Annotated in this window: 19 protein-coding genes; 6 read left to right on the forward strand and 13 right to left on the reverse strand. The window is 73.8% G+C overall.

Annotated elements, in window-relative coordinates:
* Window positions 1-56 precede the first annotated feature (56 nt).
* Window positions 57-5,837 carry a TIR domain-containing protein gene (locus ACIA5A_RS23805; protein ID WP_396766283.1) on the forward strand — a complete coding sequence of 1,927 codons (5,781 nt, stop codon included), beginning with the start codon at window positions 57-59 and terminating at the stop codon, window positions 5,835-5,837.
* Between the two features lie 54 nt (window positions 5,838-5,891).
* Here ACIA5A_RS23805 and ACIA5A_RS23810 read toward each other — a convergent pair whose 3' ends face one another.
* From ACIA5A_RS23810 to ACIA5A_RS23825, 4 genes are read right to left on the reverse strand one after another with little or no spacing between them, the layout of a single operon-like run.
* On the reverse strand, window positions 5,892-6,338 hold the full coding sequence (locus tag ACIA5A_RS23810; protein ID WP_396766286.1) for a hypothetical protein: 447 nt from the start codon (window positions 6,336-6,338) through the stop codon (window positions 5,892-5,894).
* A gap of 27 nt (window positions 6,339-6,365) precedes the next feature.
* Window positions 6,366-6,965, reverse strand: coding sequence for a GNAT family N-acetyltransferase (locus ACIA5A_RS23815; RefSeq protein WP_396766289.1), 600 nt, complete (start codon window positions 6,963-6,965; stop codon window positions 6,366-6,368).
* A gap of 5 nt (window positions 6,966-6,970) precedes the next feature.
* A complete protein-coding gene (locus ACIA5A_RS23820; RefSeq protein ID WP_396766291.1) occupies window positions 6,971-7,162 on the reverse strand; it encodes a DUF397 domain-containing protein in 192 nt (63 codons plus the stop codon).
* On the reverse strand, window positions 7,153-7,920 hold the full coding sequence (locus ACIA5A_RS23825) for a Scr1 family TA system antitoxin-like transcriptional regulator (protein WP_396766445.1): 768 nt from the start codon (window positions 7,918-7,920) through the stop codon (window positions 7,153-7,155). Before ACIA5A_RS23825 ends, ACIA5A_RS23820 begins: the two co-directional genes overlap by 10 nt.
* 120 nt (window positions 7,921-8,040) lie before the next feature.
* Between ACIA5A_RS23825 and ACIA5A_RS23830 the strand changes: the two genes are divergently transcribed.
* Window positions 8,041-8,388: a hypothetical protein gene (locus ACIA5A_RS23830; protein WP_396766294.1), complete on the forward strand. Its 348-nt coding sequence runs from the start codon at window positions 8,041-8,043 to the stop codon at window positions 8,386-8,388.
* Window positions 8,385-8,627, forward strand: coding sequence for a flavin reductase (locus ACIA5A_RS23835; RefSeq protein ID WP_396766297.1), 243 nt, complete (start codon window positions 8,385-8,387; stop codon window positions 8,625-8,627). The genes ACIA5A_RS23830 and ACIA5A_RS23835 overlap by 4 nt, the downstream gene beginning before the upstream one ends.
* Before the next feature lie 28 nt (window positions 8,628-8,655).
* Here ACIA5A_RS23835 and ACIA5A_RS23840 read toward each other — a convergent pair whose 3' ends face one another.
* The 6 genes from ACIA5A_RS23840 to ACIA5A_RS23865 all read right to left on the reverse strand — a co-directional run bounded on the left by ACIA5A_RS23840 (window position 8,656) and on the right by ACIA5A_RS23865 (window position 13,516).
* Window positions 8,656-9,891, reverse strand: a complete 1,236-nt coding sequence (locus ACIA5A_RS23840; RefSeq protein ID WP_396766300.1) for an RICIN domain-containing protein — start codon at window positions 9,889-9,891, stop codon at window positions 8,656-8,658.
* Window positions 9,892-10,005: 114 nt separating this feature from the next.
* On the reverse strand, window positions 10,006-11,268 hold the full coding sequence (locus tag ACIA5A_RS23845; RefSeq protein ID WP_396766302.1) for an MFS transporter: 1,263 nt from the start codon (window positions 11,266-11,268) through the stop codon (window positions 10,006-10,008).
* Complete coding sequence (locus ACIA5A_RS23850) at window positions 11,265-11,840, reverse strand: helix-turn-helix domain-containing protein (RefSeq protein WP_396766305.1); 576 nt, start codon at window positions 11,838-11,840, stop codon at window positions 11,265-11,267. Before ACIA5A_RS23850 ends, ACIA5A_RS23845 begins: the two co-directional genes overlap by 4 nt.
* A 50-nt stretch (window positions 11,841-11,890) precedes the next feature.
* Window positions 11,891-12,328: a VOC family protein gene (locus tag ACIA5A_RS23855; RefSeq protein WP_396766308.1), complete on the reverse strand. Its 438-nt coding sequence runs from the start codon at window positions 12,326-12,328 to the stop codon at window positions 11,891-11,893.
* Between the two features lie 77 nt (window positions 12,329-12,405).
* Window positions 12,406-12,897, reverse strand: a complete 492-nt coding sequence (gene smpB / locus ACIA5A_RS23860) for an SsrA-binding protein SmpB (protein ID WP_396766310.1) — start codon at window positions 12,895-12,897, stop codon at window positions 12,406-12,408.
* Window positions 12,898-12,958: 61 nt separating this feature from the next.
* Window positions 12,959-13,516 carry a hypothetical protein gene (locus ACIA5A_RS23865; RefSeq protein ID WP_396766313.1) on the reverse strand — a complete coding sequence of 186 codons (558 nt, stop codon included), beginning with the start codon at window positions 13,514-13,516 and terminating at the stop codon, window positions 12,959-12,961.
* A gap of 215 nt (window positions 13,517-13,731) precedes the next feature.
* On the opposite strand from ACIA5A_RS23865, the gene ACIA5A_RS23870 reads away from it, so the two are divergent.
* The gene (locus ACIA5A_RS23870) at window positions 13,732-14,595 is read left to right on the forward strand and encodes an NAD(P)-dependent oxidoreductase (RefSeq protein WP_396766315.1); all 864 of its coding nucleotides are present in this window, start codon (window positions 13,732-13,734) and stop codon (window positions 14,593-14,595) included.
* Window positions 14,596-14,692: 97 nt separating this feature from the next.
* On the forward strand, window positions 14,693-15,757 hold the full coding sequence (locus ACIA5A_RS23875; protein ID WP_396766318.1) for a PKD domain-containing protein: 1,065 nt from the start codon (window positions 14,693-14,695) through the stop codon (window positions 15,755-15,757).
* A 47-nt stretch (window positions 15,758-15,804) separates the two neighbouring features.
* Here ACIA5A_RS23875 and ACIA5A_RS23880 read toward each other — a convergent pair whose 3' ends face one another.
* From ACIA5A_RS23880 to ACIA5A_RS23890, 3 genes are read right to left on the reverse strand one after another with little or no spacing between them, the layout of a single operon-like run.
* On the reverse strand, window positions 15,805-16,440 hold the full coding sequence (locus ACIA5A_RS23880; RefSeq protein ID WP_396766321.1) for a lysoplasmalogenase: 636 nt from the start codon (window positions 16,438-16,440) through the stop codon (window positions 15,805-15,807).
* Entirely contained in the window at window positions 16,437-17,264 is an 828-nt protein-coding gene (locus ACIA5A_RS23885; RefSeq protein ID WP_396766324.1) for a sterol desaturase family protein, read from the reverse strand. Before ACIA5A_RS23885 ends, ACIA5A_RS23880 begins: the two co-directional genes overlap by 4 nt.
* Window positions 17,261-17,989, reverse strand: coding sequence for a FadR/GntR family transcriptional regulator (locus ACIA5A_RS23890; RefSeq protein ID WP_396766327.1), 729 nt, complete (start codon window positions 17,987-17,989; stop codon window positions 17,261-17,263). Before ACIA5A_RS23890 ends, ACIA5A_RS23885 begins: the two co-directional genes overlap by 4 nt.
* Before the next feature lie 134 nt (window positions 17,990-18,123).
* Here ACIA5A_RS23890 and htpG point away from each other — a divergent pair, with 134 nt between their 5' ends.
* Window positions 18,124-20,016 carry a molecular chaperone HtpG gene (htpG, locus tag ACIA5A_RS23895; RefSeq protein WP_396766329.1) on the forward strand — a complete coding sequence of 631 codons (1,893 nt, stop codon included), beginning with the start codon at window positions 18,124-18,126 and terminating at the stop codon, window positions 20,014-20,016.
* Window positions 20,017-20,123: the final 107 nt, after the last annotated feature.

Consider the following 20,123-nt stretch of genomic DNA (forward strand, 5'->3'; position numbering starts at 1 on the left):
CGGCCCGAGCTGCCGAGGGTGTCGATCTGTTGACCGTCGGTGGTCATAATGACCGGGTGGCTGTAGGCGCGCACCCCATCCGGTCCGACCGCCCCATCGACTTCTTCATCAGCTACTCACCTGCCGACGAACGGTGGGCGACGTGGCTGGCGTGGGAGTTCGAGACCGCCGGCTACCGCACGATGATCCAGGCGTGGGACTTCGTCGCCGGCACCAACTTCATCGACTTCATGGACCGCGGCGTCCGCGAGGCCGAGGTCGTGGTGGCGGTGCTGTCCGAACGCTACCTGCACTCGACGTACGGCAAGCTGGAGTGGCAGGCGGCGCTGCGCGCCGACCCCGACGGCACCGGCAACAAGCTGGTCACCGTGCGGGTGGAGGACTGCCCGATCGACGGACTGCTCGCCACCATCACCTACGTCGACCTGGTCGGCGTCGACGATCCGGCGCAGGCGCGCGCCCGGGTGCTCAACCGGATCCGGGAGACGCTCGACGGCCGGGCCAAGCCGATGCGCCAGCCGGTGTTCCCGCTGCACCTCGACGATCCCGCCGACGTGCTGGGCGCGCCCGCCGCCGGGACGCCCGCGCAGCGCCGCCCCCGGCGTACCCCGATCAACCCGCCGCCGTTCCCACCGGCCGCGACCGCGCCGCCGACGGCCCGCGACACGGTCACCGTGCTCCAGGTCGGCGGGCCCCGCTTCGGCCGCGGCGTGATCGAGCCCGGCGCCCCGGTCACCCCCGGCGAGTTGCAGGAGCACCTGATGGGTGACCTGACGCTGCTGATGAACGACGGGGTGCCCAGGCCGGACCTGCTGGTGGTGGCCGGCAACCTGACCGAGTCGGGCAGCCCGCGCGAGTTCTCCGACGCGCTGAGCTTTCTCACCGGGCTGCGGGTGCTGCTCGGCCTGGAGCCGCACCGGCTGGTCGTGGTGCCCGGTCCGCGCGACGTGACGATGGCCGCCTGCCGCGCCTACTTCGCCACCTGCGAGGCCGACGACGTGGACCCGCAGCCGCCCTACTGGCCCAAGTGGCGGCACTACGCGCGGCTCTTCGACGACCTGTTCCAGGGCCTGGAGGACCGGATCTTCGACAGCGAGCAGCCGTGGACCCTGTTCCCGGTGCCCGACCTGCGGGTGGTGGTGGCCGGGCTGAACTCCACCATCGCCATCACCCACCGCGAGGAGGACCGCTACGGCTTCCTCGGCGAGGCGCAGTCGAGCTGGTTCGCCCAGCGGATGCGCCACTACCAGCAGTCCGGCTGGCTGCGGCTGGGCGCGATGGCGCACGCGCCCGGCCCGCGCAGCCCGTACGCCGACGAGGCCCCGCCGGACCGGGTGTCGCTGCGCGACCGCGGCTCGGTCAACCGGCTGGTCGGCCCGATGCTCAACCTGCTGCTCTCCGACGCCGCGCCGGCCGGCCGGGCCGACCCGGTGGTGCCGCTGGCCGCCGCCCCGCGTGACGGCCGCGCCCAGGTGTTGCGCCTCGGCGCGGACGGGATGACCCGCTGGGTGCTCGGCCGCGACGACCGCCTCGACGTGGGCGAGTCGACGGCGGTGGCCTGGCCCCGGGCGGAGGCGACGTTCGGCGCGGCCGGCCCGGCCCAGGTGCCCGACCCGCGCCGTCCCGCCGTGGTCGAGGGCGTCACCCAGGGCGAGGCCGCGGTCGCGGCGGGCACGCCGGTGTCGCCGGTGGACCGGCTGCTCGACCGGCTCGCCGAGGTGTGCGAGGCCCGCTACGACCGGGTGGTGGTGCGCCGGGTCGAGGCCGACCCGCCGCACCTCTACGTCAGCTACCGCTCCGACGGGGTGGTCCGGCAGCAGCGGGTCGGCGCGCACGTGGGCACCCCGGGGCCGGACGACGTGGACCGGTTCGCCCGCCGGGTGCACGCCACCGACCCGGACATCGCCTCCGAGCTGGTCTACGACGGCGACCGGGTGCCGCGCGGGCTGGCCGAGGAGGCGCAGCGGCGCGGCGTGCGGGTGCTGCACCTGACCGAGTTCCAGGGCCTGCTCGACCTGCGCGACTACGTCGCCGCGCAGACCGCCCGGTTGCAGGCCGACCGGCTCTACCCGCCGGGGCAGTACGTGCCGCAGCGCTACCGGCACCTGGTCGGCGCCGACCAGCGGGTCCGCGAGGACGTGGTGGACGAGCTGCTGGAGACCGTCTCCGCGCCGGACGGCCGCTTCGTGCTGGTGCTCGGCGACTTCGGTCGGGGCAAGACGTTCGCGCTGCGCGAGGTGGCCCGCCGGCTGCCCACCGCCGCGCCCGACCTGATCCCGATCCTGGTGGAGCTGCGGGCGTTGGACAAGGCGCACTCCGTCGACGGTCTGGTCGCCGCGCACCTGGCCAACCACGGCGAGCAGGTGATCGACCTCAAGGCGTTCCGCTACATGCTGCGGCAGGGCCGCATCGTGCTGCTGTTCGACGGGTTCGACGAGCTGGTGGCCCGGGTGACCTACGACCGGGCGGCCGACCACCTGGAGACGCTGCTCCAGGCCGCCGAGGGGGCGGCGAAGATCGTGGTGAGCAGCCGCACCCAGCACTTCAAGACCAACTCGCAGGTGCTGACCGCGTTGGGCGAGCGGGTCGGCCTGCTGCCGCACCGGCGCGTGCTGGCGGTGGAGGACTTCACCCCCGGCCAGATCGAGACGTTCCTGCGCAACCGCTACGGCGGCGACGAGCAGGCCGCGCGGGAGCGGATGAGCCTGCTCGGCGGCGTCAAGGACCTGCTCGGGCTCTCCCGCAACCCGCGGATGCTCGGCTTCATCGCCAACCTGGACGAGGGGCGGCTGGCCGCGGTGGCCGGGGCCGGCGGCACGTTCAGCGCCGCCGCGCTCTACCGGGAGATCCTGGAGTCCTGGCTGGACTTCGAGGAGCGGCGCACCCAGGGCATCCCGGGCGCCCCGGTCAACCTGCGCCGCCCGGAGCTGTGGCAGGCGGTGAGCCGGCTGGCGTTCCAGCTCTGGGAGAGCGGCGAGTCCTACCTGCGGCTCGCCGAGCTGGCCGAGTCCACCGGCCAGCTCGCCGGGCGGGCCGACTCACGGCTGTCCGGGCCGCAGGCCACCCACGCGGTCGGCGCCGGCAGCCTGCTGGTCCGCACCGACGACGGGTTGTTCGGGTTCATCCACACGTCGGTGATGGAGTGGCTGGTCGCCGAGGGGGTCGCCGAGCAGCTCAACCGGGGCGAGGAGCCGGCCGCGCTGGCGGTGCGGTCGCTGTCCGCGCTGGCCGTGGAGTTCCTCGGCGACCTCGCCGACCCGGCCCGGTGCACGGCGTGGACGGCCCGGGTGCTCGGCGACGAGTCGGCGGGGGAGACGCTGCGCGCCAACGCGTTGCGGCTCAGCGCCCGGCTGCGCCTGCCGGACCGGGCCGACCTGCGCGGCGCGGTGCTGCGCGGCGAGGACCTGTCGCACCGGGAGCTGGCCGGCGCGGACCTGACCGGCGCGGACCTGACCGACACCCGGCTGGTGGCCACGAACCTGACCGAGGCGCGGCTGGAGCACGCCCGGCTGCGCGGGGCCCGCCTGGACCAGGCCCGCCTCGCCGGGGCGGACCTGCGCGACGCGGAGCTGGCCGGCGCCCGGTTGTTCCGCGCCGACCTGCGCGGGGCGCGGATCGCCGGCAGCAGTTGGCACCGCACCGCACTGATCGACGTCAGCGCCGACGCGGCGCTGCTGCGCGCCCCGGAGCTGCGCGGCGCGGTCGTCGCGCCCGGCCGACCGGTGGTGCCCGGCCTGGCCCCGCCCGCGGTGGGCGTGGGCTACGGCTTCGAGGTGGGCCGGCTGCCGGTCCCGGTCGCCTACAGCCCCGACGGCGCGGTGCTGGCGGTGGGCAGCGACGACGGCGGCGTGCTGCTCTGCGACACGGCCACCGGGCTGCCGGTGCGGACGCTCGCGGGCCACCGGTCCCGGGTCTACGCGGTCCGCTACGACGCCGCCTCGCACCAGCTCGTCACCGGCGCCGCCGACCTCACCGTCCGATTCTGGGACGCCGACCACGGCGACGTGCGGCACGTCATCGAGGACGTCTTCGCCGGCTGGGTGTGGCCGCTGCTCACCGACGGCCGCCGGGGCCGGCTGGTGGTCGGCGACGCGGCCGGCGTGGTCCGGCTCTTCGACACCCGCACCGCCCGGCTGCGCCACGAGTGGCCCGGGCACGACGCGCCGATCTGGGGCACCTCGTTCAGCCCGGACGGCCGCCGGGTCGTGGTGGCGGACAGCGCCGGCACGGTGCGCGGCTGGGACCTGCACACCGGCCGGCTCGCGTTCGAGGTCCGCGAGCCGGAGGTGGTCTACCGAGTGGTGCACTCGCCGGACGGCCGGCTGCTGGCCGCCGTCGGGCAGCACGGCCGGGTGTGGATCCGCCGGGCCACCGACGGCGAGCTGCTGCGCCAGCCGCGCGGACACGAGGCCGACGTGTACGCCCTCGACATCCACCCCGACGGCGCGCTGATGGCCACCGGCGACACGCACGGGGCACTGCGGCTGTGGGAGACCGAGACCGGCCGCCCGGTGCGGGTGCTCGGCCGGCAGCGCGGCGCGATCTACAGCGTCCGGTTCAGCGGCGACGGCGGCCTGCTCGCCACCGCCGCCAGCGACGGCGCGATCCAGCTCTGGGACACCGACGACGGCCAGTTGCGGCACGAGCTGACCCGGCACCGCGGCTCGGTCTGGCCGGTGGTCTGGCGACCCGACCACCAGCAGGTGGCGACCAGCAGCAACGACGGCACCACCCGGTTGTGGGACGTCCGCACCGGGCAGCTCCAGCAGACGCTGCGCGGGCACGGCCGGCGGGTCACCGCGCTCTCCTTCCGCGACGACGGGGAGGTGCTGGCGGCCTGCGGCAACGACGGCGTGATCCGGCTCTGGGAGCCGCGCACCGGCCGCCTGCTGGGGCAGCTCGCCAGCCCGGCCGACCGCCTGCTCTCGGTGGTCTTCTGCCCGGACGAGCCGCTGGTGGCCACGCCCAGCGGCGACGGCGGCGTGCACCTGTGGAACACCGACACCGGCGCCGACGAGCGGGAACTCAACGTGGACACCGACCACGTCTGGGCGGTCGCGTTCAGCCCGGACGGCGACGCGCTGGCGACCGCGAACGACGACGACACGGTCCGCCTGTGGTACCGCCGCACCGGCCGGCACTTCGCCACGCTCACCCCGCACCGGGGCCGGGTGCGCACGGTGGCGTTCAGCCCGGACGGCGAGACCATCGCCACCGGCTGCGACGACCAGATGGTCCGCCTCTGGGACGCGGCCACGGCCACCTGCCGGCTGACCCTGGAGCACCACACCGACCGGGTCTACTCGGTCGGGTTCAACAGCGAGGGGACGCTGCTGGCCAGCGCCGGCAACGACGGCACGGCGGCGATCTGGGACGTGGCCACCGGAGAGCGGCGCACGGTGCTCACCGAGCACGTCGGGCGGCTCTGGTCGTGCGCGTTCAGCCCCGACGGCAACCTGCTCGCCACCGCCGGCGACGATCTGGTGATCCGGCTGTGGGATCCGGTCACCGGTCGCAAGCACGGCACCCTGGCCGCGCACACCCGGCGGGTGTGGTCGGTGCACTTCAGCCCGGACAGCAGCCTGCTGGCCAGCGCCGGCGACGACGGCACGGTCCGGCTGTGGGACGTGGCGGACCCGGAGCACGCGCAGTTGCGGGCCACCCTGATCGGCCTGCCGGACGGTTGGGCGGCGGTGAGCCCGGACGGCCGCTACAAGCTGGACGGCGACCCGGGTGGCCAGTTCTGGCACGTCATCGGCACGTGCCGCTTCGAGGTCGGCGAGCTGGACCCCTACCTGACCCAGGTCCGCCGCCTCCCGGTCGACGCCCCGTTCTGACCGCCCGCCGGGGGACTCCTGCCGACGCCGTACGCCGTCCCCGTTGACCCTGTCTCAGAGTTCGACCAGGGCCAGCGTCCACTGGCCGTGATCGTCCTCCCAGAGGGTGACGATCTCGCCGACCGGCACCGAGTTGTACGCGTGCCGCTCGTCCTCCTCGGAGTAGTCGCCGTCCTCCTCGACCGCAGCGACGATGCGCAGGGCGTCCTCGCGGGTGCCGTCGGTGGCTGCCCGGATGCGGGAGACCCGCCACGTGGAACCGCTGAGGTCGCGACCGACGAGCTCACGGCCGGGGACGAGATTCTTGTCGTCGTGATCGATCTCGAAGAAGGTGCCGGCACCGTCGACCAGCAGCGTGTCGCTATCGCCGATCATCAGGTTCGCGTCGACGACCTGTTGGTCGCCGCGGAGCACCGCCGGGTCGAGCCAGGCCGGCCGCCGGTCGAGTCCGACCTCGCTGATGAAGTTTCCCCAGGCGTAGAGCGCGTACATGCGCGGCATGCTATCGAGCGTGAACCCGACGTTCCGCTACGGGTGCGCGGCCGGGCCGGTCCAGCGGACCTCGCCGTCGTGCCACACGTCGGTGGCGGCCAGGCCGCACGCCGTGGCCACCGCCGCCGACGCGCGGTGGTCGGGATCGATGTGGGCCACGAGGGTACGCACACCGCGTCGCCCCAACCAGCCGGTCATGCCCCGCGCGGCCTCGGTGGCGATTCCGCGCCCCTGCCAGGGCGTCCCCACCACCCAGGCGATCTCCGCGACCGGCCCGGCGTCGGCAGGCGTCGCCTCGTGGAGGTGCCGGTGTCCGACCGCGCGGGCGCCCGCAGTCTCGGCGTGCCGGGCCGGGCCCTCGGCTGCGGTCACGGTGGCCTGGACGAAGCCGGTCAGCCGGCCGTCGTCGCGCAGGCGCACGACCCAGTTGCACCAGGTCTCGGCCGGGTCGGGCGAGCCGGCCACCAGCCGCTCGTAGCGGGCCCGCAACGCGGCCGTCGCGGCCGGCTCGCCGCCGATGAAGGTGTGCAACGCCGGGTCGGCGAGCACGACGGCCATCTCCTCGGCGTGCGCGACGGCCAGCGGCAGCAGGAGTAGCCGTGCGGTCTCGACGGGCTCCGGCGCGAACCCGCTCATCGGCGTCAGCGCCGGTGCGCGAGGTGGGCGACGAACGCCCGCCAGGCCGGCGCCCCGAAGATGAGGACCGGCCCGCGCGGATCCTTCGAGTCACGCACACCGACCACTGCGGCCAGGTTGTCGGCCACCTCGACGCAGTCGCCGCCGTTGTTGCCGCTCTTCGTGCTCTTGCGCCACCGCGCACCGGTCAGGCCCATGAACGTGCCGCTTCTCTGATGACGTCGAGGGAGTGTGCCCTGGACAGCGCCTCGCCGCGCAGCCGCTGCCAGCGCCGCTCCAGGGTAGCAATCTCCTCAGCTTTCTCGATGATCTGAGCCTGCGCCTGACTGTCCACGTGCGCGACCCGCCCGCCGTCCGGCAGTTCCGCCAGGGTGAACGGTCCGCCGAGTCCCGGATACATGCCGGCCGACAGCGGCACGACGTAGACCTGGACCGCGGACAGCGCGGCGCACTCCGTCAGGTAGCCGAGTTGCTCTGCCATCAACTCCCGATCGTCGCCGGCGGTCCGTGTGAGGACGGACTCGTCGATGACCGCGATCAGGAGCGGCGGCCGGTCTCGACGCAGGATCGCGTGCCGGGCGATGCGGGCGGAGGTCAGGCCGGCGATCTCCGCCTCCGACAGGGCCTCGCCCGCCAGGGTTGCCCGTGCGTAGGCCTCGGTCTGCAGCAGGCCGGGGATCCAGGCTAGTTGGAAGGTTCGGAGCGACAGTGCTTCGCGTTCGATGTCGGCCCAGGGGCGGAACCACGCCGGCTCGCGGCGCTTGAGCGCGTCCGGCCATAACTCGGCGGCGTCCCTGCCGAGCAGTTCGGCGACCTGGGCGCGGTGCCGGGTCTGCGGGATCCGGCCCTGGCTCGCCCAGCGGGCCGCGGTCTTCGGGTCGACGCCGACCCGCTCGGCCAGGCTCTCGGCGGTGTGCCCCGCCTCGGACATCGCCGCTGCCACGGCACGGTTCATCCCGATGTCCTCCTCGAACGTCCCGATCATCCCGACGCCATCCTGCAACGCAGTGTGATGGGCCCGCAACGGTCGGCAGGGTTCTGGTGGACGGTGTGTCGAGCGACGGAGGGGTACCCGATGGCCGAGGACCAGACGCGTGTCGAGCGGCCGGACGTACCCGCCGGGGAGCCCGACGGGTCGCGGACGGCGCCGGAGGTAACCGCGTCGCACTCGACGGCCGCTCCGGCCTGGGTCTGCGACGCGTGCGACGCGGACTGGCCGTGTCCGGCGTGGACGTCCGCGCCGACGGACGCGGCGCGACGCGCGGAGCTGTTGCCGGAGTTCGTCCGGCTGACCCGGCGGGCGATCCGCGACCTGCGCGGGCGTCCCGGCGGGCCGCAGCCGCCGGAGATCGTGCGGCGGTTCCTGTGGTTCCTGCCGTTGAGCGACGAGGAGGCGCGCGCGGTCGCGCTGAGGCTGCGGTGAGCCGGGAGCACGTCCCGTCCCGGCCGACCTGGCGGTGCCGGGCCTGCGGGATCGCCTGGCCCTGCTCGCCGGCGAAGCTGCGGCTGCTCGCCGCCTACCGCGACGCCCGGCCCGCGCTGCTGGTGCACCTGGCCACGCTGTGGGCGGAGGCCGAGGCGCAGCGGCCCGCGCGCGGCGGCGGGGCCGCGGATCGTTACCGACGTTTCGTCGGGTGGGCGAGGGGCCGGGGCGGGCGGTGAGTGCCGCCCACCCCGGCTCACCTGACGGTCAGCGTCGCCACTTCTGGTTGGCGGTGCCGCCGCACTCCCAGATCTGCAGCCGGGTGCCGTCGGCCGAGCTGTTCCCGGTGGCGTCCAGGCACTTGTTGGCCTGCGGGTTCACGATGTCGCCGGCGGCGCTGAACACCCACTTCTGTGCGCCGGTGCCGTTGCAGTCGTAGAGCTGCACCTTGGCGCCGTTGGCGGTCGACCCGGACGCCACGTCGAGGCACTTGCCGAGCGCGCGTACCGAGCCGTCGGCGTTCCACGTCCAGCGCTGGGCGGCGGTGCCGTTGCAGGTCCAGAGCTGCACCGGGGTGCCGTTGGCGGTGCTCGCGCTGGCCACGTCGACGCACTTGTTGCCGTATCCGACGATCGGCCCGCCGGTGCCCCCGCCGCCGGTGTCCCAGGCCTGCACCCGGACGTAGTCGACGGTCATCGTCTGCGGGAACGTGGTGGAGCCGTCCGGCGAGCCGGGCCAGTTCCCGCCGACCGCCACGTTCATGATCATGAAGAACGGGTGGTCGAAGACCCAACGGTTGCCGCCCGCGTCGGCAGGCGTCTTGCGGGAGTACGCGACCCCGTCGAGGTACCAGGTGATCGAGTCCGGCGCCCAGTCGACGGCGAAGGTGTGGAACGCGTCCGCGAGGGCCTGCCCGCCGGGCAGCGAGGTGGACGCGCCGATGCCGTTGGCGCCGGAGTAGCCCGGGCCGTGCAGCGTTCCCCACACGGTGGACGGCGCGTAGCCGACGTTCTCCATGATGTCGATCTCGCCGCTGTTGGGCCACGGGTTGCTGCCGATGTCGTTGCCGAGCATCCAGAACGCCGGCCACAGCCCCTGTCCGCGCGGGATCTTGATGCGGGCCTCGAACCGGCCGTACGCCTGCGCGAACGTGCCGTTGGTGAGCAGCCGGGCCGAGGTGTACTGGCAGCTTCCGTACCAGCAGCCGTAGCCGGCCGGGTTCTCCTTGCGGGCGGTGATGACCAGGTTGCCGTTGCCGTCGAGCGCGGCGTTGCGGGTGCTGTTGGTGTAGTACTGCAGTTCGTTGTTGCCCCAACCGCCGCCGCCGATGTCGTAGCGCCACTTGCTCGCGTCGGGGGCGGCGCCGGCCGGGCCGTTGAAGTCGTCGGACCAGGTGACCGCGCCGGGGGCGGCCACCGCTGGGGTGCTCGGGACGGTGGCGAGGGCGGCGGTGAGGCCGACCGCCGCCGTCGCCAGGGCGGCGACGGTTCGGATGCTGCGCACGGGGTGCCTCCTGCGGTGGTGGGTTCGTCCACCGTCGGGCGGCCGGCCCCACCGAACGGTAAACAAACTATAAAGATAGGCTTCGATGAAGGTATGAACGAAGCCACCCCGCTGTCAAGAGAGCGCTTCCTCCGGCGCCGCCCGGCGCGTCGCCGGAACCGGTCGGCCCATCGACCGCCACGGCCCGCCCAGCAGCGGCGTGAGCACCACAAGCAGGTAGCAGGCGCCCATCACGACAAGCGTGGACGCGGGACCGAACCGGTCGGCGGCCAGCCCGGCGCCCAGCGCGCCGAGCGGCATCGCCGCCCAGGCGCCGGCGCCGATCACGCCGTACACCCGGGCCCGCATCGCCGCCGGCACCCGCTCCAACTCCACGGCGCCCATCAGCGGGTTGAGCGCACCGGCCGCCAGCCCGGCCACCGCGACCACCGCGACCACCACAGGCAGCGGCGGCGCGGCGGCGAGCGCCCACAGCGGCGGCGCGCCGCAGATCGCGTACGCGGTGACGAACGTGGCCCGGCGCGGCAGCCGGTGCCCGATCGCGCTGAACACCAGCGAGCCGATCAACGCGCCGCCGCCCATCACGCCTACCAGCAGGCCGAACGCGGCCGGTCCGCCGAGTTCGCGGTCGGCGACGACAGGCAGCAGCACGTTGCTCTTGGCCGCGTCGAACAGGTTCGTGACCAGCACCAGCAGCACCATGGCGCGCAACAGCGGCTCCCGGGCCAGGAAACGCAGCCCGGCGGCGAACTGCCGCCAGTAGCCGCCGGCCTCCACCTCGTCGTCCTCGGTGGACGGGCGCAGGCCGCGCGGCACCAGCAGTGTGACGACCACCGCCGAGACGGCGAACGTCGCCGCGTCGACGGCGAGCACCGGCAGCGGGCCGAGCAGGCCGACCAGCAGGCCGGCCACCGGCGCGCCGATCATGCGGGCGCCGCGCGAGGTGGCCTCCGCCCAGCCGACCGCCCGCTCGATCGGCACCCCGGCCGCGGCGGCTGCCTCCGGCAGCAGCGCGGTGCGGGCGGTCTGACCGGGCGTGTCCAGCAGCCCGCTGACGAAGACCAGCGCCAGCAACGCCGGGAACGGCAGGCCGACGGTGGCGTGCAACAGGGGTACGGCGGCGACCGTCACGCCGGAGACGACGTCGGCCAGCACGCTGGACCGGCGGTAGCCGATCCGGTCGACGAGCACGCCGCCGAACGCGCCGCCGAGCACCACCGGGGCGGTGGCGAACGCGCCGGCCAGCCCGGTGGCCGCCGGCGAGCCGGTCTCCGCGAGGACGTAGAGCGGCAGCGCGATGAGCGTCAGCACGTTGCCGGTGAGCGAGACGGCGTGCCCGATCAGCAGCCCGGCCAGCGGCCGGCGGTCGCGGGTCACTGCGGCCCCCGGTAGGCCTGCCAGATCAGCGTCACCATCTCCGCGCCCGGTCGGCCGGGCGCGCCGCGCTCCCGCCACCGCCGGCCCAGCGCGGACAGCTCGTCGCGCAGCTCGCCCAGCTCGTCGGGGGTCAGGTGCAGCACCGTGTCGCTGCTCGTGGTGCCGCGCACCCAGGCCACGTCGAGGCTCGCCTCGGAATCCAGGTAGGCCTGGTAGCGGGCCACGTAGCGCGCCATCGCGGCGCGCCGCAGCAGGTCGCCGGCGAGTCGCCGCTCCGGGTCGTCGAGCAGCTCGACCGGGTCCCAGTTGGTGCCCGCGTGCGCGGCCCGCCACCACCGCTCGCGGCGGCTGCGGGCCAGCTCGGGCGCCTCGGTCACGAAGCCGTGCTCGGCCAGCTTGCCGATGTGCCAGCTCACCGAGCCGACCGCCTCGCCGGTGCGCTCGCTGAGCATCCCCACCGTCTGCGGGCCGCGCAGACGCAGCTCGCCGAGCAGTCGCAGCCGGGTGGGGTGGGCCAGCGCCCGCATGGCGCGGGGATCACTCAGGTGTACGTGGTTCGGCTCGTCCGCCATAGGGTGAGGCTAGACGGACAAGAAGTGAAGTACAAGATGTCTTGTGGGAGTCAGTCCAGGCAGAACTCGTTGCCCTCGGGATCGGTCATGATCAGGTGGCCGGCGCCGAGTGGGGGAGCGGGCTCGTGGCGGGCCACGCGGCTCGCGCCGCGCGCGACGAGCCGGTCCGCCGCCGCCTCCAGCGCCGCCATCCTGGCCTCCCCGGTCAGGCCCGGCGCGGCCCGCACGTCCAGGTGCACCCGGTTCTTGACCCGCTTGGGTTCCGGCACCCGCTGGAAGAACAGCCGTGGCCCGGCGCCGTCGGGGTCGACCACCGCCGAGGCGTCGTTGTGCCGCTCCGGCGGCACGCCGAACGCGGTCAGCGCCTGCTCCCACGAGTCGAAGCCGTCCGGCGGCCCCTGCACCCGGTAGTCGAGCACCTCGGCCCAGAACGCGGCGAGCGCGGCCGGGTCGGCGCAGTCGAAGGTGAATTGCACGTCGAGTCCCATCGCGGCTCCCCCTCTGTCGGTTGCGCCCAGCCTGCCGGAGACAGCGGTCAGGAGCTGTCCTCGACCCGCCGGGGCGCTCAGCCCCGACGTGTCGCCGCCCGGCCCTTGAGCCGGCGGCCCATCTCCCGGGCGATCTCCCGCTTGGCGTCCCGCTCGGCAAGCGCCTGGCGCTTGTCGTACGACCGGCGGCCCCGGGCCAGGCCCAGCTCGACCTTGGCCCAGCCGTCGGCGAAGTACATCGACAGCGGCACCAGCGTGACCCCGCCGTCGCGCAGCTTCTCCAGGATCCGGGCGATCTCCATCCGGTGCAGCAGGAGCTTGCGGGTGCGCCGGGGCGCGTGGTTGGTCCAGGTGCCGAAGCCGTACTCGGCGATGTGCAGCCCGTAGAGCCAGATCTCGCCGTCGCGCTCCTGGGCGAACGCGTCGACAAGCGACACCCGCCCCTCGCGCAGCGACTTCACCTCGGTGCCGGCCAGCACGATGCCCGCCTCGTAGGTCTTGAGGACGTCGTAGTCGTGCCGCGCCTTCTTGTTCGAGGCGATCACCTTGCGCCCGTTCTCCCTGGCCACGCCGGCAGGATACCCGCCGGCGCCGGCGGGCTGCCGGCGCCGGCGGGCGTGGTGGGGAGGGTCAGAGGCGGCACTGCCAGGAGTACGGGTCGCCGAAGCGGACGAAGCGCTCCACCGTCGCGTACCCGAAGGTGGTCTCCCGGCAGGCGGCGAGCACGTCGATGTCGGAGTAGGTGACGCCGGCGCGGCTGTAGCGCACGCAGCGCCAGCCGTAGACGGTGTCGCCGCGCAGTTCGGCGGTCGAGTTCCCGGTGAGCTGGCACCAGAGCGTGAAGTCCGGCGCCACCGTCTCGGGTCGGACCCGCCAGCAGCGCACCGAGGTCGGGTCGTAGAAGTCGCCGATGCGGTCCACCGCCGCGTCGGTGCGGTACGTCCACCGGCAGGCCGCGTCGAACGTGAGATCGCCGAGGTGCCCGTCGCCGCCCCGGCAGTGCCAGTCGTACGCGGTCGCGCCGGTCAGCGCCGCGTCGGCCGCCCCGAGCGACCGGCAGTAGGCACCGAGGTCGAGTCCGCCCAGTTCCTGCGGGGCCGGCGGCGAGGCGTGCGCCGCGGCCGGCGCGGCGAGCGCGGCGGCGAGCAGGGCGAACGTGGTGAGCAGGGCGCGCAGGGTGCGTCGCATGGTCGTCCTTCCGGTAGCGGATGCTCCAGCGGGCGGCGGTGGCGCGGACAACGCTAGACAGGCATGGAAATCCTTTCAAGGCTTGCAAGTAGACAGTCTTGATAAGAAAGAATTTCCGAGTTCTTGCGAAAGTGAACGGGCGTGTCTGCCGTTCCGGGTGCCGGCGCCCCCACCGGCACCTAGGCTGGCCCGGGCGGCGACGAGGGGAGCGGCGGATGACACGGGTGGCGATGCTCGGACTCGGTGGCATGGGCACGCCCATGGCGGCGAGCCTGGTCCGCGCCGGGCTGGACACGGTGGTGTGGAACCGGCACCCGGAGCCGGCCCGCGCGCTCGCCGAGCGGGGCGCCGAGGTGGCCGCCGACCCGGCCGAGGCGGTCCGCCGCGCCGACGTGGCGGTGACCATGGTGACCGACGCCGCCGCGGTCCGCGCCGTCGCCACCGACCAGGGCATGCTCGCCGCGCTGCCGGCCGGCGCGGTCTGGGCGCAGATGAGCACCATCGGCGTGGCCGAGACCGAGCGGCTGGTCGACCTGGTCGCCGCCGAGCGGCCCGACGTCACCCTGGTGGACGCGCCGGTCGCCGGCAGCCGGGGCCCAGCCGAACAGGGCCGCCTCACCGTGCTCGCCTCCGGCCCCGAGCAGGCGCGCGAGCGGGTCGCCCCGGTGTTCGACGCGGTCGGGCAGCGGACGCTGTGGCTCGGCCCGGCCGGCACCGGCTCGCGGCTCAAGCTCGTCAACAACCTGCTGCTCGCGTTCGTCAACGAGGGGGTCGCCGCGGCGGTGGCGCTCGGCGACACGCTCGGCCTTGACCGGGACACCGTCCGGCAGGCGCTCGACGGCAGCCCGCTCGTCGCGCCCTGGGCGGCGGAGAAGCTGGCCCGGGTGGTCCGCGACGAGCACGGCGCGCAGTATTCGCTCGCGCTGGCCCTCAAGGACGTCGAGTTGGCGTTGCGCGAGGCCCCGGCGGGCAGCTTCCCGGCCGCCGAGGCGCTGGCCGCCGAGTGGCGGCGCGCGGCGGACCGGGGGCTCGGCGGCGACGACCTGACCGTGGTGACCCGGATGCTCGGGCGGCCTTAACCGGAACGAGAGCTTCCCTTAGCCCCGTCCTGGGGCGCGCGCTCCTACCGTGGCCCGGTCGCATCCACAAGGGATACGGGGCCCCTCAGGAGGAGAAGTGGTCAACCGACAACTCGCCCGGATCGCCGTCGCGGTTCCGGGCGTGGTCGCACTGCTGGCCGTCGGCGCGCCGGGCGCGTCCGCCGCCGCCGACGCGCCGGCCAACGACGACCTGGCCGGCGCGCTGCCGGTCGGCGCGCTGCCGTACGCGAACGGCCAGGACCTCAGCGCCGCCAGCGTGCAGGAGGGCGAGCCGTCGTCCTGCTTCGAGACCGACCGGACGGTCTGGTACTCGTACACTCCCACCGCCGACCGACTGGTCACCGCCACCGCCGGGCCGGACTACCTCGGAATGGCCGTCTACACGGGCGACTCCCTGGACTCGCTCGCCGAGGTCTCCTGCCGGTTCACCTACAGCGGGACGCCGGTGACCTTCCAGGCGCGGGCCGGCATGACGTACCGGTTCCGGATCGGCGCCAACTACGTCGAACAGGCGACGTTCCGGCTGGAGGTGGCGCCGCCGCCGGCCGTCGACTTCCACGTGGCCGACGTGGAGTGGAGCGTCTTCGACGAGGTCGCGTTCACGCCCAACCTGTTCGACCCGGCCGGCCTTGGCCTCGACCTGGACTCGCTGGTCTGGGACTTCGGTGACGGCACCACCTCGACCGAGCAGTATCCCCGGCACCGCTTCGCGTCCGACGGCGACCACCCGGTGCGGTTGACCGCGCGCACGGTCGACGGGCGCACCGCCTCGGCCACCCACACCTCGGTGGTCCGCACGCACGACGTCGCGGTCGTCAGGCTGAACGCCCCCTCGACGGCCCGCGCCGGGCAGCGCGTCGGCGTCACCGTCGACCTGCGGAACACCCGCTACGACGAGACCGTGGAGGTCCGCCTCGAGCGCAGCCACCCGTGGGGATTCGAGCAGGTGGACGCGCTCACCAAGCCGGTTCCGGCGACGACCGGGGGCGGGCGTACCTCGTTCTCGTTCGCGTACACCGTCACGCCGCAGGACGCGGTGGCCGGCAAGGTCACCTTCCGCGCGGTGGCCGCGGTGGCGGAGCACCGGGACGCGCTCGGTGCGGACAACGAGTTGCTCTCCGCCCCGGTCCGGATCCGCTGACGGGCGGGTGGCGGTGTGCGGCTCCCGCACACCGCCACCCGCGCCGCTCAGGCGGGCACCAGCTCCGGCTCGCGGGCGGCGTCGGCGTGGGCGGCCACCCAGCCGGTGGTGATCAGCAGCAGCGCGGCACAGTAGGTGCCCATCACCAGCAGACCCGCGCCGGGCAGCTCGGTGCCGGCCGCGCCCACGCCGATGAGCAGGTCGGAGACGAGGAAGAACGCCCCGCCGGCCGCGACCCGGGCGGACACGCCGGCCGCGGCGGCGGCCATCAGGCACAGCGCCAGGCTGTAGCCGAGCACCGGCAGTCGCAGCGGCCCCAGCGCGCCCCACAGCAGCGCGTTGCCGGCCGCCCAGGCGAGCAGGTAACCGGCCCAGGCCACCGCCGGCGCGCGACCGCGACGCGTGAAACCGGCCAGGAACGCGAGCTGCGCGAGCAGGAAGAACCCCATGCCGACCAGGAACGCGGTCCGGCCCGGCACGAGCAGGGCCACGTCGCCGGCGGTGGCCGCGACGAGGCCGGCGGCCACCGCGTCCACCCGGCGTCGGTGCGTCAGGAGGTACGCCAGCAGCACCGGCGCCAGCAGCGGCTTGGCCAGCCACTGGAGCACTGTCGAGTCGACCGCCACCGCGACCAGCTCGACGGCGGCGACGAGCCCGAACAGGGCGAGCCAGGGGCGCCTCACCGGGCCGGCTGCCAGCCGGGACGGCCGAACAGGTAGCCGAGGCGGTGCCGCCAGCAGGTGGCCCGGCGGACGTCGGAGAGGATCGCGGCGAACTCGTGGGTGGCCACCCGCAGCGGGTTGTAGGTGCCGATGTTCTTCGTCAGGCCGTAGCGCGCCGGGGCCCGCTCGGGGGCGAAGCTGCCGAACAGCCGGTCCCAGACGATGAGGATGCCGCCGTAGTTGCGGTCCAGGTATTCGGTGTTGGAACCGTGGTGCACCCGGTGGTGCGACGGCGTGTTGAACACCCACTCGATCGGCCGGGGCAGCCTGCCGACCCGCTCGGTGTGCAGGAAGAACTGGTAGAGCAGGCTGATCGACTGCTGCAGGAAGATCATCCACGGCGGGATGCCGAGCAGCGCCAGCGGCAGCCAGAACGGCAGCGACGTCATCGGCGTCCAGCTCTGCCGCAACGCGGTGGAGAGGTTGTAGTGGACGCTGGAGTGGTGCACCACGTGGCTCGCCCACAGCACGCGTACCTCGTGGTGCGACCGGTGGAACCAGTAGTAGGCCAGGTCGTCGGCGAAGAAGACGATCGCCCAGGTCCACCAGTCGCCGGGGGAGAGGTGCACCGGCGCGACGGTCCACAGGGCCGCGTAGAGCCCGACCGTCAGCAGCTTCCAGGGGAAGCCGATGACCTGGCTGCCCAGCCCCATGGACAGGCTGGTGGTGGTGTCGCGCAGCTCGTAGCCACGCTCGTCGTCGTCGGGCAGGAAGCGGTAGGAGACCGCCTCGATGACGATCAGCAGCAGGAACGCCGGGACGGCGTACAGCACGGCGGGGATCATGCGCGCGCTTCCCTTCCGGTGGGGGTGGGGGTGTGGGTGGTGACCGGGGCGGTCAGCAGCGCCCGGGCGTGCCGGGCGGCCGCCGCCCCCTGACCGGACGCGACGGCGGCGGCGAGCCGGCGGTGCCCGGCCACGTCGAGCAGTTCGGCGGCGCGGGCGTCCGGGGGGACGTCGCCGACCGCGAACGTGCCGGCCACCAGGCTGTTGAAGGCGAGCTGGTAGGCGGTGTTGCCGCTGCCGCGCACCACCAGCCGCCAGATGCGGATGTTGGCCTCCGCCATCCGGTCCAGGTCGGGCGCGAGCGTGCCGTACTCCTCGGCGGCGTGGACCAGCGCGGCGACGGCGGCCGCGTCGGCCCGTTCGGCGCAGAGCCGGGCCGCGTCGACGCCGACGCAGGCCCGCATCTCCAGCATGTCGCGCACCAGCGTCTCGACCGGGAGTACGTCGCCCGAACGGGCCAGCGACAGCGCCAGGTCCAGGCCGGCGTGCACCCGCCAGTCGAGCACCCGGGTCGCGCCGCCCTGGCTCACCCGGACCAGGCCGAGCTGTTGCAGCCGGCGCAGCGCCTCCCGGACCGCGTGCCGGTTCACCGCGAACGCGGCGGCCAGCTCCCGCTCGCCGGGCAGGTTCTCGTCCGGGCGGTGGCGGCCGGCCACGATCGCGTCGCGGAGTTGGCCGAAGACGTGGTCGGAGACCGAGGCGCGGGGGACGGGGACGAAGGCCATGGGCAGCAGTGTGGCCCCGGACACATCAACCCGTCAACTGATTGGACCAGTTTTCCCGGACGGCCGGTGCGTGCCGCCCCGGTCACCCCTCGTATCCTTTCCGCCGTAGGCCCGCCACGGTGAAGGGAGTCGGTGTGAGCGACCGGGTCGAGACGTTGGAGTTCCAGGCCGAGGCGCGTCAGCTGCTGCAGCTGATGGTGCACTCGATCTACTCGAACAAGGACGTCTTCCTGCGTGAACTGATCTCCAACGCGTCCGACGCGCTGGACAAGCTGCGGCTGGAGTCGCTTGTCGACAAGGACCTGTCGGCCGACACCTCCGACCTGCACATCGAGCTGGAGGTCGACCGCGACGCCCGTACGCTCACCGTTCGGGACAACGGCATCGGCATGTCCCGCGACGAGGTGGTCGCGCTGATCGGCACCATCGCCAAGTCCGGCACCGCCGAGCTGCTGCGCAAGCTGCGCGAGACGAAGGACGCGGCCGCCTCGCAGGAGCTGATCGGCCAGTTCGGCGTCGGCTTCTACGCCACCTTCATGGTCGCCGACCGGGTGACGCTGCTGACCCGCCGCGCCGGGCAGGCCGGCGGCACCCGTTGGGAGTCCAGCGGCGAGGGCACCTACTCGGTGCAGGAGATCGACGACGCGCCGCAGGGCACCTCGGTCACCCTGCACCTCAAACCCGCCGACGCCGACGACAACCTGCACGACTACACCGCCGAGTGGACCGTCCGGGAGATCGTCAAGCGATACTCCGACTTCATCGCCTGGCCGATCCGGATGACCGTCGACAAGCCCGGCGAGGACGGCGCCACCACCCGCGAGGAGCAGACGCTCAACTCGATGAAGGCGCTCTGGGCGCGCTCGCGGGACGAGGTCGACGAGGCCGAGTACAAGGAGTTCTACCGGCACGTCGCGCACGACTGGGCCGACCCCCTCGAGACCATCCACATGCGCGGCGAGGGCACCTTCGAGTACGAGGCGCTGCTCTTCCTGCCCTCGCACGCCCCGCTCGACCTGTTCTCCCCGCAGGGCCGCCGCGGCGTGCAGCTCTACGTCAAGCGCGTCTTCATCATGGACGACTGCGAGGCGCTGATCCCCAACTACCTGCGCTTCGTCAAGGGCGTGGTGGACGCGCACGACCTGTCGCTGAACATCTCCCGGGAGATCCTCCAGCAGGACCGGCAGATCCGGGCGGTACGCCGGCGGCTGGTCAAGAAGGTGCTCGGCACGCTCAAGGACATGTCGGCCGAGTCGTACACCACGTTCTGGACCGAGTTCGGGCCGGTGGTCAAGGAGGGTCTGCTGGAGGACCCGGACAACACCGAGGCGCTGCTCGACCTGGTCCGCGCCGCCTCCACCCACGACCCGGCCGAGCCGACCACGCTGCGCGCCTACGTGGAGCGGATGAAGGACGGCCAGACCGAGATCTACTACGCCACCGGCGAGAACCGGGCCACCATCGAGAACTCCCCGCACCTGGAGGCGTTCCGGGCCAAGGGCTACGAGGTGCTGATCCTCACCGACCCGGTGGACGAGGTGTGGGTCGAGCGGGTCGGCGCGTATGACGGGAAGACGCTGCGCTCGGTGGCCAAGGGCCAGGTCGACCTGGAGACCGAGGAGGAGAAGGAGAAGGCCGAGGCCGAGCGGCAGGAGTACGCCGACCTGCTCACCTTCCTCGGCGGCGCGCTCACCGACAGTGTCAAGGAGGTGCGCCTGTCCACCCGGCTCACCACGTCGCCGGCATGCGTGGTGGGCGACGCGCACGACATGACGCCGACGCTGGAGAAGATGTACCGGGCGATGGGGCAGGAGGTGCCCCGGGTCAAGCGGATCCTGGAGCTGAACCCGACGCACCCGCTGGTCACCGGGCTGCGCAAGGCGCACGGCGAGGGCGGCGACACCGCCGCGCTGACCGGGACCGCCGAGCTGCTGTACGGCATGGCGCTGCTGGCCGAGGGCGGTGAGCTGGCCGACCCGGCCCGCTTCACCCGCATCCTCGCCGACCGCCTCGCCCGCAACCTGTAGATGAAAGGAGGGGCGCCGGCGTTAAGCCAGGGGGGGAGCAGGGGCCCCGCCCGGCCGAGCGGGCCGGGGGCGAGGCCGGGCCCGGGGCGCGGGGCGCGCCGAGCGTG

Source organism: Micromonospora sp. NPDC051300 (genome assembly GCF_044455315.1).
Classification (GTDB): domain Bacteria; phylum Actinomycetota; class Actinomycetes; order Mycobacteriales; family Micromonosporaceae; genus Micromonospora; species Micromonospora robiginosa.